The sequence below is a fragment of the Streptomyces sp. SudanB52_2052 genome, assembly GCF_964272415.1.
GTDB classification, from domain to species: domain Bacteria; phylum Actinomycetota; class Actinomycetes; order Streptomycetales; family Streptomycetaceae; genus Streptomyces; species Streptomyces olindensis.
Genome location: NZ_OZ186796.1, coordinates 3650365 through 3664058, shown reverse-complemented (window position 1 = coordinate 3664058; position 13694 = coordinate 3650365). Strand labels below are relative to the sequence as shown.

The 13694-nt window shown below is 73.7% G+C and carries 15 protein-coding genes; 11 read left to right on the top strand and 4 right to left on the bottom strand.

All coding sequences use genetic code 11. The annotated features are described in order from the left end of the window. Positions 1–47 precede the first annotated feature (47 nt). The 3 genes from ACSUPV_RS16000 (at position 48) to ACSUPV_RS15990 (ending at position 2161) form a co-directional block, all read left to right on the top strand. Positions 48–1307: an alpha/beta fold hydrolase gene (locus ACSUPV_RS16000; RefSeq protein WP_031120002.1), complete on the top strand. Its 1260-nt coding sequence runs from the start codon at positions 48–50 to the stop codon at positions 1305–1307. Next, positions 1273–1794 carry a tRNA (adenosine(37)-N6)-threonylcarbamoyltransferase complex ATPase subunit type 1 TsaE gene (gene tsaE, locus ACSUPV_RS15995; RefSeq protein WP_031120001.1) on the top strand — a complete coding sequence of 174 codons (522 nt, stop codon included), beginning with the start codon at positions 1273–1275 and terminating at the stop codon, positions 1792–1794. The genes ACSUPV_RS16000 and tsaE overlap by 35 nt, the downstream gene beginning before the upstream one ends. Positions 1795–1993: 199 nt before the next feature. Further along, positions 1994–2161, top strand: coding sequence for a hypothetical protein (locus ACSUPV_RS15990; protein ID WP_359768063.1), 168 nt, complete (start codon positions 1994–1996; stop codon positions 2159–2161). A gap of 12 nt (positions 2162–2173) precedes the next feature. Here ACSUPV_RS15990 and ACSUPV_RS15985 read toward each other — a convergent pair whose 3' ends face one another. Continuing rightward, a complete protein-coding gene (locus ACSUPV_RS15985) occupies positions 2174–2728 on the bottom strand; it encodes a hypothetical protein (protein WP_037767018.1) in 555 nt (184 codons plus the stop codon). A gap of 113 nt (positions 2729–2841) precedes the next feature. On the opposite strand from ACSUPV_RS15985, the gene tsaB reads away from it, so the two are divergent. The 4 genes from tsaB to ACSUPV_RS15965 are packed head-to-tail and all read left to right on the top strand — an operon-like array spanning position 2842 to position 5342. Beyond that, positions 2842–3495, top strand: coding sequence for a tRNA (adenosine(37)-N6)-threonylcarbamoyltransferase complex dimerization subunit type 1 TsaB (gene tsaB, locus ACSUPV_RS15980; protein WP_037766940.1), 654 nt, complete (start codon positions 2842–2844; stop codon positions 3493–3495). A gap of 41 nt (positions 3496–3536) precedes the next feature. Further along, positions 3537–4010, top strand: a complete 474-nt coding sequence (gene rimI, locus ACSUPV_RS15975; protein WP_051649205.1) for a ribosomal protein S18-alanine N-acetyltransferase — start codon at positions 3537–3539, stop codon at positions 4008–4010. Next, entirely contained in the window at positions 4003–5088 is a 1086-nt protein-coding gene (gene tsaD, locus ACSUPV_RS15970; protein WP_031119997.1) for a tRNA (adenosine(37)-N6)-threonylcarbamoyltransferase complex transferase subunit TsaD, read from the top strand. The genes rimI and tsaD overlap by 8 nt, the downstream gene beginning before the upstream one ends. Beyond that, entirely contained in the window at positions 5085–5342 is a 258-nt protein-coding gene (locus ACSUPV_RS15965; RefSeq protein ID WP_037766943.1) for a hypothetical protein, read from the top strand. Before tsaD ends, ACSUPV_RS15965 begins: the two co-directional genes overlap by 4 nt. Here the strand turns inward: ACSUPV_RS15965 and ACSUPV_RS15960 are convergent. Together ACSUPV_RS15960 and ACSUPV_RS15955 are read right to left on the bottom strand one after the other, a co-directional pair. Continuing rightward, the gene (locus tag ACSUPV_RS15960) at positions 5293–5829 is read right to left on the bottom strand and encodes a hypothetical protein (RefSeq protein ID WP_436947722.1); all 537 of its coding nucleotides are present in this window, start codon (positions 5827–5829) and stop codon (positions 5293–5295) included. The two genes, ACSUPV_RS15965 and ACSUPV_RS15960, sit on opposite strands and share 50 nt — an antisense overlap. Before the next feature lie 10 nt (positions 5830–5839). After that, a complete protein-coding gene (locus ACSUPV_RS15955; RefSeq protein ID WP_436947721.1) occupies positions 5840–8149 on the bottom strand; it encodes a glycoside hydrolase family 3 N-terminal domain-containing protein in 2310 nt (769 codons plus the stop codon). A 183-nt stretch (positions 8150–8332) separates the two neighbouring features. Between ACSUPV_RS15955 and ACSUPV_RS15950 the strand changes: the two genes are divergently transcribed. From ACSUPV_RS15950 to ACSUPV_RS15935, 4 genes are all read left to right on the top strand, one after another. After that, positions 8333–9391, top strand: coding sequence for a LacI family DNA-binding transcriptional regulator (locus ACSUPV_RS15950; RefSeq protein WP_037766950.1), 1059 nt, complete (start codon positions 8333–8335; stop codon positions 9389–9391). A gap of 175 nt (positions 9392–9566) precedes the next feature. Beyond that, a complete protein-coding gene (locus tag ACSUPV_RS15945) occupies positions 9567–10622 on the top strand; it encodes an LCP family protein (protein ID WP_436947720.1) in 1056 nt (351 codons plus the stop codon). A 127-nt stretch (positions 10623–10749) separates the two neighbouring features. Further along, entirely contained in the window at positions 10750–11106 is a 357-nt protein-coding gene (locus ACSUPV_RS15940) for a YciI family protein (RefSeq protein ID WP_031119991.1), read from the top strand. A 47-nt stretch (positions 11107–11153) separates the two neighbouring features. Next, entirely contained in the window at positions 11154–12428 is a 1275-nt protein-coding gene (locus ACSUPV_RS15935) for an RNA polymerase sigma factor (protein ID WP_436947719.1), read from the top strand. Positions 12429–12431: 3 nt separating this feature from the next. On the opposite strand, the gene ACSUPV_RS15930 is transcribed toward ACSUPV_RS15935, so the two are convergent. Further along, on the bottom strand, positions 12432–13592 hold the full coding sequence (locus ACSUPV_RS15930) for a THUMP-like domain-containing protein (protein ID WP_436947718.1): 1161 nt from the start codon (positions 13590–13592) through the stop codon (positions 12432–12434). Positions 13593–13694 lie beyond the last annotated feature (102 nt).

The following is a 13694-nucleotide window of genomic DNA, read 5'->3' as shown; positions in this document are numbered from 1 at the left end:
GACCCAGTGAGTCACCCGATCGGCAGCCCGGCGAAGAGGAGCGGTACGTGAGCGAGAGCAGTGCGGAGGTCGTCGCGGACGTCGCCTCCGCGGCCGTCGCGGCCTCCGCCGCGGGGGCGGCGGGCGGCTGGCGCCGGGCGACCGGCATCGCCGGCGTCGCGATAGGCGTGGTGGCCGCGGGCGCGGCCGCCGGTGTCGCCCTGGAGCGGATGACCGTGGGCCGGGGCATGCGCCAGAAGGCCCGGCTCGCCCTGGACTCGGCGGGCCCCTACGGCTCGCTGCGCGGCATGCCCGGCAAGGCGTTCGCCGACGACGGCACGGAGCTGTACTACGAGGTCGACGACCTCGACCCGGAGGCCGCCCCGGCCATCGGCTCACGCCGCCGGCGGCTCTTCGGCCGCAAGGCACCCGCGCCCGTCACGGTCGTCTTCAGCCACGGCTACTGCCTCAGCCAGGACTCCTGGCACTTCCAGCGGGCGGCCCTGCGGGGCGTCGTGCGGACCGTGCACTGGGACCAGCGCAGCCACGGCCGGTCCGGGCGGGGCGTCGCCCAGAACCGGGACGACGAGCCGGTCACCATCGAGCAGCTGGGCCGCGACCTGAAGGCCGTCATCGACGCGGCCGTGCCCGAGGGGCCGATCGTGCTCGTCGGGCACTCCATGGGCGGCATGACGGTGATGGCGCTGGCCGACCAGTACCCGGAGCTGATCCGCGAGCGGGTCGTCGGGGTCGCCTTCGTGGGGACGTCGTCGGGGCGGCTCGGCGAGGTCAACTACGGGCTCCCGGTCGCCGGCGTCAACGCGGTGCGGCGGGTGCTGCCCGGGGTGCTGAAGGCGCTGGGGCAGCGGGCCGAGCTGGTGGAGAAGGGGCGCCGGGCCACCGCGGACCTGTTCGCCGGGATCATCAAGCGGTACTCCTTCGCGTCCCGGGACGTCGACCCGGCCGTGGCCCGGTTCGCCGAGCGCATGATCGAGAGCACGCCGATCGACGTCGTCGCCGAGTACTACCCGGCGTTCAACGACCACGACAAGACCGAGGCGCTCGCGTACTTCGCGGACCTGCCGGTCCTCGTCCTGGCCGGTGTGCAGGACCTGGTCACGCCCAGTGAGCACAGCGAGGCGATCGCCGATCTGCTGCCGGACGCGGAACTGGTGCTGGTGCCGGACGCGGGGCACCTGGTGATGCTGGAACACCCGGAAGTGGTCACCGACCGCCTCGCCGACCTGCTCACCCGCACGGGTGCCGTGCCCGCAGGGGCTACCGTGAAGGGCTATGGAAGCACCAGCAGCACCGCACAACCCGGCTGAGCCCGGATCCGTCCAGATCGTCGTCACGTCCCCCGAGCAGATGCGGGAGCTGGGCCGCCGGCTCGCGAAACTGCTGCGCGCGGGCGACCTGGTGATGCTGAGCGGGGAGCTCGGCGCGGGCAAGACGACGCTGACCCGCGGGCTGGGCGAGGGGCTCGGCGTGCGCGGGGCCGTCACCTCGCCGACCTTCGTCATCGCCCGGGTGCACCCTTCCCTGGGCGAAGGACCGCCGCTGGTCCACGTCGACGCCTACCGGCTCTCCGGCGGTCTCGACGAGATGGAGGACCTGGACCTGGACGTCTCGCTGCCCGAGTCCGTGGTCGTCGTGGAGTGGGGCGAGGGCAAGGTCGAGGAGCTGACCGAGGACCGGCTCCAGGTCGTCATCCACCGGGCGGTGGGCGACACGACCGACGAGGTCCGGCACATGACGGTCACCGGTCTGGGGGAACGCTGGGCCGCCACGGACCTGAGCGTGCTCGCCGCCTGAGCCCGGCCGCCCGCCGTCCACCAGGTCCTGGCGGCCGTGCCGGGCGGGTGTGGTTTCCCGGTGTGCGGTCTTTTGATGAACGTTCCGACAAGACGTCGGCAAGATGTTGCGTTCGGCGTCCGGGGCGTGGTCACATGGTATCCAGTCCGTAGTTAGGTGTACCTAACTACGTCCGCCCCCGGCCTTTCAGGAGGCGTCCATGTCGGCTACAGAGAGCAAGGGGCAGCCGCTGCCGTTCGCGGTCGCCGGGGTGTCCATGCGTGACCTGCTGGCGGCGGGCGAGGCCGCGGCGCTGATCTCCACGCCGCCGCGCGCTCCCGAGCCGGACTTCTCCGAGCCGGTGGAGGACCACCGCGAGGCCGCCTAGGACCGTGAGCGGTCAGCGGACCACCACGACCTTGCGGCCGATCGTCGCGAACGTCCACATCGCGTCGCCGTCCGCGCGGGACTCGCGGATGCCGCCGGTGCGCACCTTCGGGTCGGGTGCGGCGGTCGAGCCGTCCACGGCCGCGCTGAAGCCGATGACCACGCCGTCCACGCTGGTGAAGCGCACGACGTGCTCGACCGGGACGCCGTCGGAGCCGGTGACCGCGTTCGAGCGGGACGTGACCGTGTAGCTGCCCGGGGCCGGATCCACCACGCTCGGGTCGACCTCGAACGTCCGCGTCACCGTCTCGTCCCCGCCGACCAGCCACACGCGGTCGCCGCGCAGCGAGTACACCACCCGCGCGCCCTTGCCGGACCCCGGGGGCAGCGCGGCGGGGTCCCGCTTCACCTGGGGCGCCTTCGGGGCGCCGACCGCCGGTGAGACGCCCGCCTGTGCCCGGCCGAGACCGGCCGGCACGGTCTCCGCGGCCCGGTGGGCGAGGTAGCCGACCGTCGCGAGGGCCGCGGCGGTGAGCCCGGCCACGATTCCCGAGCTGCTGACTGCCACCGGCACCCACCTCACGTCGTACGTCCCTGTCGTGACGGAAGGTGACGGTAGCAGCAGGTGACGGCCCGGCAGGTACGTCCGACACGGGCCCCGGGGAGCCGTAGGCTGTTTGCGTGCTCTTGCTCGCTCTGGATACCGCCACACCCGCTGTCACCGTCGCCCTGCACGACGGCGAGGACGTCATCGCCTCGTCAAGTCAGGTGGACGCGCGGCGGCACGGGGAACTGTTGCTGCCGGCGATCGACCGGGTCCTCGCCGAGGCAGGCCTGCGGCTGGACGCCGTCACGGGCATCGTCGCCGGGATCGGCCCGGGCCCCTACACCGGGCTGCGGGTCGGTCTGATGACCGCGGACACCTTCGGGCTCGCGCTCGGCGTCCCCGTGCACGGCGTGTGCACGCTGGACGGCCTCGCCTACGCCGCCGACCTGGAGGGCCCGTTCGTCGTCGCGACCGACGCCCGCCGCAAGGAGGTGTACTGGGCCCGCTACGCCGACTCCCGCACCCGTGTCACCGATCCGGCCGTCGACCGGCCCGCCGACATCGCCGAGCAGGTCGCGGGCCTGCCCGCGGTCGGCGCGGGCGCGCTGCTCTACCCGGACACCTTCCCGAAGGCGCACGAGCCCGAGCACGTGTCCGCCGCGGCCCTGGCCCGGCTGGCCGCGGAGCGGCTCGCGGCCGGCGAGGAGCTGCCCGCGCCGCGGCCGCTCTACCTGCGCCGCCCCGACGCCCAGGTCCCCAAGAACTACAAGGTGGTCACCCCCAAGTGACCGAGCCCGTGACCGATCCCGAGACGTGCGTGCTGCGCGAGATGCGCTGGTGGGACATCGACCCCGTGCTGGAGCTGGAGCGGGACCTGTTCCCCGACGACGCCTGGTCGCGGGGCATGTTCTGGTCCGAGCTGGCCCATGCGCGCGGGCCCGAGGCCAATCGGCGGTACGTGGTCGCCGAGGCCGGCTCCCGGATCGTCGGGTACGCCGGTCTGGTCTCCTCCGGTGAGCAGGCCGACGTGCAGACCATCGCCGTCGCCCGCGACCTGTGGGGCACCGGCCTCGGCGCGCGGCTGCTCGCCGAACTGCTGCGCGCGGCCACCGCCTTCGAGTGCGCCGAGGTGATGCTGGAGTGCCGCGTGGACAACGTGCGCGCGCAGAAGCTGTACGAGCGCTTCGGCTTCGAGCCCATCGGGGTCCGGCGGGGGTACTACCAGCCGGGCAACGTGGACGCCCTGGTGATGCGCCTGACCGCCCCCGAGAACTCCGTACAAGGAACCGAGATCCATGGCTGACGAACCCCTCGTTCTGGGGATCGAGACCTCCTGCGACGAGACCGGCGTCGGCATCGTCCGCGGCACCACGCTGCTGGCCGACGCCGTCGCCTCCAGCGTCGACGAACACGCCCGCTTCGGCGGCGTCGTCCCGGAGGTCGCGAGCCGCGCCCACCTGGAGGCGATGGTCCCCACCATCGACCGTGCGCTGAAGGAGGCCGGGGTCAGCGCCCGCGACCTCGACGGCATCGCGGTCACCGCCGGTCCCGGTCTCGCCGGGGCCCTGCTCGTCGGCGTCTCCGCGGCGAAGGCGTACGCGTACGCGCTGGGCAAGCCCCTCTTCGGCGTGAACCACCTCGCCTCCCACATCTGCGTGGACCAGCTGGAGCACGGCCCGCTGCCCGAGCCGACGATGGCGCTGCTGGTCTCCGGCGGCCACTCCTCGCTGCTGCTCTCCTCGGACATCACCTCCGACGTCCGCCCGATGGGCGCCACCATCGACGACGCGGCCGGCGAGGCCTTCGACAAGATCGCCCGGGTGCTGAACCTCGGCTTCCCCGGCGGCCCGGTCATCGACCGGTACGCGAAGGAGGGCGACCCGAACTCGATCGCGTTCCCGCGCGGCCTGACCGGCCCGCGCGACCCGGCCTACGACTTCTCCTTCTCGGGGCTGAAGACGGCCGTGGCGCGCTGGATCGAGGCCAAGCGGGCGGCGGGGGAGGAGGTGCCGGTGCGGGACGTGGCGGCCTCCTTCCAGGAGGCGGTCGTGGACGTGCTGACCCGCAAGGCCGTCCGGGCCTGCAAGGACGAGGGCGTCGACCACCTGATGATCGGCGGCGGCGTGGCCGCCAACTCCCGGCTGCGCGCCCTGGCCCAGGAGCGCTGCGAGGCGGCCGGGATCCGGCTGCGGGTGCCGCGGCCCAAGCTGTGCACGGACAACGGCGCGATGGTCGCCGCGCTCGGCGCCGAGATGGTCGCGCGCAACCGCGCCGCGTCGGGCTGGGACCTGCCGGCGGACTCCTCGCTGCCGGTGACGGAGCCGCACGTGCCGGGACACGACCACGTGCACGAGGTCAGCAAGGAGAACCTCTACTCGTGACCGTCGCGCTGATGTGGGAGGCGCGGGCCGTGCCCGGGCGGGGCGAGGAACTGCTGGCCTGGGCCCGCGCCCAGGACCTCCCGGCCGAGCCGCTGCGCCGGGAGACCCTGCGCGCTCCGCAGGACCGGGTCCTCGTCATCACCTGGTGGGACGCGCCCTACGACGCGGAGCTGCCCGAGCTGCCGGAGCCGGACGGGGAGCTGGTCACGCGGGCCGTGCACCGGTGGCGGTTCGAGTCGCTGGGCGTCGGCTGACCGAGAGCTCCCACGGCCTGCCGCCGACGTGGCCCCGCCACAGCAGCAGGCCGTTGCGGCGCTCCCAGTGGGCGACCAGCGCGGCCTGGCCCAGCCACTCCAGGGGCGACCACAGGAGCACTCCCACCGCCCAGGGTTCCCAGAAGGACACGGGCCGCGCGAAGACCAGGTAGAGCCCGAAGAGCCCCGGGCTGAACGGCCGGTCGCGCAGGAAGCGGTCGGTGGGCACGACGACGTCGAGGTCCTCGGTGGGGACGGCCTTCTCGAACTCCCGTACATGGCCGAGCCACTTGATCCGGGTCGCCTTCAGGAGGGTCCACACGACCAGGAGGGCGAGCAGGGCGCCGACGTACAGCGCCGGGGCGCCGGGCCTGTCCGGTGCGGAGAACCCGCGCACGAGACCCAGTACCGTCAGGGCCACGGCAAGAGCCGCCAGGACCGACAGCACGGCCCGCACCTCGTGGTGCACCAGCCTGTCCACCGCCACCCCCTGAGGGTCACCCCACCCCCGACACCTCCGCCTCGCACCGCAGCCGCCGGTCGCCCCCGGTGACCCGGACCGGGCCCGTGAGCGTGAGGTGCGCCGTGTGGCGTACGTCTGTGCTGGACGCGGCCAACCGTAGTTCCAGGGCGCCCGGTTCGACCACCTTGCGACCTGTACGGTCGGTGAACGCCGAGAGGTCCGCGTGGAACCGGAACGTCACCCGGCTCGCCTCGCCCGGCGCCTGCTCCACGCGCTGGTAGCCGATCAGGCGCACATCGGGCCGGGTCACGGAGGCCACCGGGTCGTGCAGGTACAACTGGACGACCTCCGCGCCCGCGCGGTCGCCCGTGTTGCGGACGGTCACGGAGAGGTCGTACGTGCCGTCCGTGCCGATCTCCGTGCGCTCGCCGCCGGTGAAGTCCTCCCAGGCGAACGTCGTGTACGAGCGACCGTGGCCGAAGGGGTACAGCGGCGTCGGGTCGAGGTTGCTGACCTCGCCCGCGAGACCGAGGGGCGGCTGGAGGTACGTCCAGGGCTGGCCGCCGGGCTCCCGCGGCACGCTCACCGGGAGGCGGCCCGCGGGGTTCACGCGGCCCGACAGCACTCCCGCGACCGCCGGGCCGCCCTCCTCCCCGGGGAAGAATGCCTGGACGGCCGCGCCGAGCCGGCCGTGCCAGCGGCCGAGGGCGTACGGGCGGCCGGTCAGCAGCACCAGCACCACGGGGACGCCGGTCGCGACCAGCGCGTCCAGCAGCTCGCCCTGGACGCCCGGCAGGGCCAGGTCCGTCGCGTCGCAGCCCTCGCCCGAGGTGCCGCGGCCGAACAGGCCCGCCCGGTCGCCGAGGACCGCCACGCACACGTCCGCCTCGGCGGTGCGGGCGATGGCCTCCTCGAAGCCCGAGGTGTCCGGGTCCGTCACGTCGCAGCCCTGCGCGAACGTCACCTTGGCGTCGGGGAGTTCGGTGCGCAGGGCGTCCAGGACGGTCGGGATCTCGATGCCCGTCGGAACCTCGGGGTGGTGGGTGAGGACGTGGGACGGGAAGGAGTAGCAGCCCAGCATGGCCAGGGCGTCGGCCGCCCTCGGGCCGACCACCGCGATCCGGGTGTCGGGGGCCAGCGGGAGCAGGGCGTCGGGGTTGTCGAGCAGGACCACCGACTCCTCGGCCAGGCGGCGGGCCAGGATCCGGTTGCCCGTGGAGTCCAGGTCGACCTTCGCGGCCGGCTCGGGGTTCCAGTCCTCGTCGAGCAGGCCCAGTTCGCACTTCTGGAGCAGCACGCGGCGGGCCGCCCGGTCCACGAGTTCCTCGGGGACCTGCCCCGCGCGGACGGCGTCCAGCAGCGGCGGGCCGTAGCACTTGACCGTGGGCAGTTCGACGTCGATGCCGGCCGCGAGCGCCGCGTGGGCCGCCTCGGCCGGGGTGCCGGCGACGCGGTGGAGGGTGTGCAGGAAGCCGATGCCGAAGTAGTCGGCGACGACCGTGCCGGTGAAGCCCCACTCCTCGCGCAGGAGCCGGGTGAGCAGCTCGGGGTCGGCGGAGGCCGGGACGCCGTCCGTCTCGGTGTACGCGGCCATCACCGAGCGGGGCCCGGCCTCGCGCACCGCCATCTCGAACGGCGGCAGCGTGACGTCCGCGAACTCGCGGACACCGGCCCGTACGGGGGCGAGGTTGCGGGCTCCGGCCGAGGAGGCGTACCCGGCGAAGTGCTTGAGCGTGGCGACGATCCCGGCCGACTCCAGGCCCCGCACATAGGCCGTGGCGATCGTGCCGACCAGGTACGGGTCCTCGCCGATGGTCTCCTCCACCCGGCCCCAGCGCGGATCGCGCACGACGTCCAGGACCGGCGCGAGGCCCTGGTGGACGCCGACCGCGCGCAGGTCGTCGCCGATGCGCCGGGCCATCTCCTCGACCAGCGGCGGATCCCAGGTCGCGCCCCAGGCCAGCGGGACCGGGTAGGCCGTCGCCCGCCAGGCGGTGAAGCCGGCCAGGCACTCCTCGTGCGCGATCGCCGGGATGCCGAAGCGGCCGGCCTCGGTGATACGGCGCTGGGCGCGGGCCAGAGCCTGCGCGCCCAGCGCCGGGTCCACGGGGGCGGTGCCGAAGGAGCGCGTGAGCTGCCCCAGGCCGTGGGTGATCAGCTCGTCCCAGTCGTACTCGACGGTCATGTCGTGCTGGTGCGGAGCGACTCCGCCGCCGTCCGCCGAGGCGCCCACCCACACGCCGTACAGCTGGGCGGTCTTCTCCTCCAGGGTCATCCGGGAGAGCAGGTCGTCGACGCGGGCGGCGGCGGGCAGCGCGGGGTCACGCCAGGGCGCGGTGGTCATGAAGCTCCTGTCGGTGGACGGACGGCCCTCTCACGAACGGTGCTGACGAGCGCGTGAACCGTGCCGACGGCCGCTTCCCGCACCCGCTTCTTCGAATGTTTCGATATGCATGTCGAATGTTCCGGGAACCTATGGGGCTACGAGGACTTCGTCAAGGGGGCCCGCAGGGATACGATCGCCGCCATGACATCCCCGGAGCCGGTTGAAAGCCGGACGGAAACCCGGACGCAGGGGCGCACCGCGCAGACCGCGACGCTCGCCGAGATCGCCCGTGAGGCCGGCGTGTCGGCGCCGACTGTTTCGAAGGTCCTGAACGGCCGGGCCGACGTCGCCCCGGCCACCCGGGCCCGCGTCGAGGAACTGCTGCGCGCCCACGGCTACCGGCGGCGGCGTGCGGAGGCGACCCGCTCGCCGCTGATCGACCTGGTCTTCCACGAGCTGGAGAGCGCCTGGGCGCTGGAGGTCATCCGGGGTGTGGAGAACGTGGCCCGGGACGCCGGGCTGAGTGTCGTGCTGTCGGAGAGCGCCGGGCGCCTCACCCCCGGGCGGACCTGGGCCGACCAGGTCGCCGCGCGCCGGCCGCACGGCGTCGTCCTGGTCCTGTCGGGGCTCGACGAGTCCCAGCGCGCGCTGCTGACCAGCCGCTCCATCCCGTTCGTGGTGATGGACCCGGCCGGCGACCCGGGGGCCGACGTGCCGTCGATCGGCGCCACCAACTGGCAGGGCGGTCTCGCGGCCACCCGGCACCTGGTCGAGCTGGGGCACCGCAGGATCGGCGCGATCAGCGGGCCGTCGCAGATGATGTGCAGCCGCGCCCGCATCGACGGCTACCGGGCCGCGCTGGAGACGGCCGGGCTGCCGGTGGACCCGGCGCTGATCGCGGGCGGCGACTTCCACCACGAGGCCGGCTACCGGCTGGGCCTGGAACTGCTGCGCCGCCCGGACCGGCCGACCGCCGTCTTCGCCGGGAACGACCTCCAGGCGCTCGGGCTGTACGAGGCCGCGCGCGAGCTGGGGCTACGCATCCCCGAGGACCTGAGCGTGGTCGGCTTCGACGATCTGCCGGTGGCCCCGCTGGTCGGGCCGCCGCTGACGACCGTGCGGCAGCCGCTGACCGAGATGGCCGAGGCGGCTGCCCGGCTGGTCCTGGACCTGGGGCGGGACGAGAACGCCCCCGCGGCGACCCGGGTGGAACTGGCGACGAGCCTGGTGGTGCGCAGCAGCACGGCGACCCCCGCGTGAAAGGCCTGTTGCTGTATTGACGGGTGATGCGAGCCCCTCCACACTGCACCGAAGTCAATCGGTTACACCGCCGAAACTTTCGGGGCGGGGCGGCCCTGGGGTGCCCGAGGCCGGGAAGTCTGAGAATTTCCGAAGAAAATCGGCCGGGGGAGCCTGCTCGTAATAATTCGGACTTATGTTCCTGTCCGTGACGGGACTCGACGGGAACGGGGACGAGGGCAGGGAGGCGGGCCGGCGGACGAGAGCCCTGAGGATCGCCGGCCTCGCCCTGGCGGGTGCGCTGGTGCTGGGCCTCGGGACGGCGGGCTGGGCCTACTGGCATCTCAACGACAACATCACCGGCGTCGACATCGACAACGCGCTGGGCGACAACCGCCCGCCGAGGCCGCTGAGCATGCCGTCGCCCTCGGCCCCGGCGCTGCCCGGCGAAGCCCTCAACATCCTGGTCCTGGGCTCGGACTCGCGCAGCGGCAGGGAGAACCAGCGGCTCGGCGGCGGCGACAGCGCCGGCGCCCGCTCGGACACGGCGATGGTCGTCCACCTCGACGCCGGGCGGACCAGCGCGACGGTGGTGAGCATCCCGCGCGACACCCTCGTCACCCGCCCGTCCTGCCCGCGCCCGTCCGGCGGGTCGACGGCGGTCGCCCACCACTCCATGTTCAACAGCGCGTACGCGGTGGGCGGTCCGGTCTGCGCGGTGAAGACGGTCGAGTCGATGACGAACGTCCGCATGGACCACTACCTGGAGATCGACTTCTCCGGTTTCGCGAAGCTGGTCGACGCGCTCGGCGGCGTCACCGTCACCACGGACGAGGACATCGCCGACGAGGACAGCCATCTGCGCCTGAAGGCCGGCACCCACCACCTGAACGGCACCCAGGCCCTCGCCCTGGCCCGCACCCGCCACGGCATAGGCGACGGCAGCGACCTCGGCCGCATAGGGCTCCAGCAGAAACTGGTGAAGGCCCTGCTGGAGCAGATCGCCGCCCAGGACCTGCTCACCGACCCGGCGAAGCTCTACCGGGTCGCCGACGCGGTGACCGCCGGCCTCACCACCGACACGGGCCTGGACTCCCTGAGCGAGCTGACCCGGTTCGGGCAGAGCCTGCGAGGACTGTCCGCGAGCAGCGTGACGACGGTGACCATGCCGGTGGTGCGGGCGCCGTCGGACCCCAACCGGGTGGTGGCGGAGCAGCCGGAGGCCCGGAAACTGTGGGAGTCGCTGCGCTGACCTGCGCAGATGCCCGCCGGAAAAATATCCGGGAAAAAGTCCGGCGAGCGTGTCGATCCGGAGGTCTCCCGATCGACGCAGGGGTGAGAGCGGGGAGAAACCCGCTCCGCAGACCCGAGGAGTCACCATGCCGCGCTTTCTCACCCTGATCCGCATCGACGAGAAGAACGCCCCCGCCGAGGGCCCGAGCCCCGAGCTCCAGGAGCGCATGGGCAAGCTGCTGGAGGAGATCACCAAGGCCGGGGTCATGCTCGACACGGCCGGGCTCACGCCGACCTCGGACGGCACCCGGGTGACCTGGGAGGGCGGGCAGCTGTCCGTCACCGACGGGCCGTTCACCGAGACCAAGGAGGTCATCGGCGGCTACTCGATCAGCCAGTGCAAGGACAAGGCCGAGGCGATCGAGTGGACCAAGCGGTTCCTGTCCCTGCACGAGGACTACTGGACGATCACCGCGGAGGTCCGGCAGATCGCCGAGGGCTGACCGGCCCCGCTTGGCGGGGAGGTGCCAGGGGTGTCTGATGGTGGGCTGTGACACCGCAGCCCACCGCCGGCCCCGGCACCTCCCGGACCGCCCAGGCCATCGAGACCGTCTTCCGCATGGAGTCGCCCCGGATCATCGCCGGCGTCACCCGTGTCGTCCGGGACGTCGGCATCGCCGAGGAACTCGCGCAGGACGCCCTCGTCGCGGCGCTGGAGCAGTGGCCGCGCGACGGCGTGCCCGACAACCCGGGTGCCTGGCTCATGGCCACCGCTCGCAACCGGGCCGTCGACCTGGTCCGCCGCCGCGAGAACTACGCCCGCAAGCTGGCGGAGATCGGCCGGGCCCTGCCGGACACGACCCCGCCACAGGAACCCGCCGATCCGGACGACATCGACGACGACCTGCTCCGCCTGGTCTTCACCGCCTGCCACCCGGTGCTGTCCACCGAGGCCCGCACCGCCCTCACCCTGCGTCTCCTGGGCGGCCTCACCACGGCCGAGATCGCCCGCGCCTTCCTCGTCCCGGAGGCGACGGTGGCCCAGCGCATCGTGCGCGCCAAACGCACCCTGGCGACCCGCAACATCGCCTTCGAGGTCCCCTACGGCCCCGACCGCGAGACCCGCCTCGGCTCGGTCCTCGACGTCATCTACCTCATCTTCAACGAGGGCTACGCCGCCACGGCCGGCGACGACTGGCTCCGCCCGGGCCTGTGCGAGGACGCCCTGCGGCTGGCCCGGGTGCTCTCGGCCCTGATGCCGAAGGAACCCGAGGTGCACGGCCTGACCGCGCTCCTGGAGCTCCAGGCGTCCCGCACGGCCGCCCGCACGGGCCCCTCCGGCGAACCGGTCCTCCTCAAGGACCAGAACCGCTCCCGCTGGAACCGCATGCTCATCGCCCGCGGGATCGCCGCACTGGGCCGGGCCGAGGCCACCGCCTCCGGCGCCCCGGGGCCGTACACCCTCCAGGCCGCCATCGCCGCCTGCCACGCGCACGCCCACACGTACGAGGAGACCGACTGGTCCCGCATCGCCACCCTCTACGGCCTCCTGGCCGCCCGCTCCCCGTCCCCGGTCGTGGAACTGAACCGCGCGGTCGCCGTCTCCATGTCCGAGGGCCCGGGCCCGGCCCTGACGCTCGTCGACGCCCTCGCCACGGAGCCCGCCCTGCGCGACTACCACCTGCTCCCCAGCGTGCGCGGCGACCTCCTCGCCCGCCTCGGCCGCACGACGGAGGCCCGCGCGGAGTTCGCACGGGCGGCGTCACTGACGAGGAACGAGAGGGAGAGGGAGCTGTTGCTGCGGCGGGCCGCGGAACAGCCCTGAACGTCAGGCCGGGTGCCCGATCAGCATCGCCGGTGCCCCCGCCACCCGGGTCAGGAACACCGTCGCCGCGTTCGGGCCCTGCGGCTTGACCTTCTTGCGGAGTTCCTCCGGCTCGACCGCCGAGCCCCGCTTCTTCACCGTCAGCGTGCCGACCTGCCGCTCCCGCAGCAGGGCCTTCAGCTTCTTGACGTTGAAGGGGAGGTGGTCGGTGATCTCGTAGGCCGTGGCGTACGGCGTCGGGCGCGGCGCGTCGGCCGTCACGTACGCGATGGTCGCGTCGAGCAGGCCGCCGTCGACCTGGTCGGCGACCTCGGCGACCAGGTGGGCGCGGATGACGGCGCCGTCGGGCTCGTAGAGGTAGCGGCCGGGCGGACGGACCGGGGGATCGGGCAGGGCGCGGGAGAGCAGGGTGCGGGGGCCGGGCAGCAGGGTGGCGCGTACCGCGCCCGGCTCGGTGCCGAACCACAGCACCGCCTCCTTCACGTCGCCGCCGTCGGAGATCCACTCCGCCTCGGCGTCCTCGGGGACCGCCTCGTGCGGGATGCCCGGGGCGATCTTCAGCGCGGCGTGAGGGGCCCGGCGGGCGGCGGACACCGCCCAGGACAGCGGGGGCGAGTACGCCTCGGGGTCGAAGATCCGGCCGCGGCCGCCGCGCCGGGCCGGGTCGACGAAGACGGCGTCGTAGCCGGCCGTGTCCACCTCCGTGACGTCCGCCTCCCGCACCTCGATCAAGCCGGCCAGCCCCAGCGCGTCGGCGTTCGCCCGCGCCGCCGCGGCCGCGAGCGGGTCCCGGTCCACGGCCAGCACCCGGATCCCGGCCCGCGCCAGCGCGATCGCGTCCCCACCGATGCCGCAGCACAGGTCGGCCACCGAGGTCACGCCCGAGTCGGCCATGCGCCGGGCCCGGTAGGCCGCCACGCTCGCCCGGGTCGACTGCTCCACCCCGTTCGGCGTGAAGAACATCCGCCCCGCGTCCTCGGCCCCGAACTTCACCGCCGCCCGCTGCCGCAGCCGCGCCTGGCCGAGCGCCGCCGACACCAGCTCGGCGGGGTGCTCGCGGCGCAGCCGGGTCGCGACGGCCAGCTCCCGCGCCGGGTCGGTGTCGCGCACCTCGTCGAGGAGGGCGCGGCCTTCTGGGGTGAGGAGGAGGGCGAGGTCGTTCACCGGTTCATTGTCGGCCACGGCGGCACGGGGGAGGCGTGTGGGCCAGTCGGTGGATGGTGGGCCGCCGGCCGCGGTGTCGGGGCGGGTTCGCCGGGCCCGGCT

What these genes read in the sequence shown, in the direction of transcription:
- tsaE (WP_031120001.1), top strand. Translation starts at nt 1,273, where the DNA reads ATGGAAGCACCAGCAGCACCGCACAACCCGGCTGAGCCCGGATCCGTC.
- ACSUPV_RS15990 (WP_359768063.1), top strand. Translation starts at nt 1,994, where the DNA reads ATGTCGGCTACAGAGAGCAAGGGGCAGCCGCTGCCGTTCGCGGTCGCC.
- rimI (WP_051649205.1), top strand. Translation starts at nt 3,537, where the DNA reads ATGCGCTGGTGGGACATCGACCCCGTGCTGGAGCTGGAGCGGGACCTG.
- tsaD (WP_031119997.1), top strand. Translation starts at nt 4,003, where the DNA reads ATGGCTGACGAACCCCTCGTTCTGGGGATCGAGACCTCCTGCGACGAG.
- ACSUPV_RS15955 (WP_436947721.1), bottom strand. Translation starts at nt 8,149, where the DNA reads ATGACCACCGCGCCCTGGCGTGACCCCGCGCTGCCCGCCGCCGCCCGC.
- ACSUPV_RS15950 (WP_037766950.1), top strand. Translation starts at nt 8,333, where the DNA reads ATGACATCCCCGGAGCCGGTTGAAAGCCGGACGGAAACCCGGACGCAG.
- ACSUPV_RS15945 (WP_436947720.1), top strand. Translation starts at nt 9,567, where the DNA reads ATGTTCCTGTCCGTGACGGGACTCGACGGGAACGGGGACGAGGGCAGG.
- ACSUPV_RS15940 (WP_031119991.1), top strand. Translation starts at nt 10,750, where the DNA reads ATGCCGCGCTTTCTCACCCTGATCCGCATCGACGAGAAGAACGCCCCC.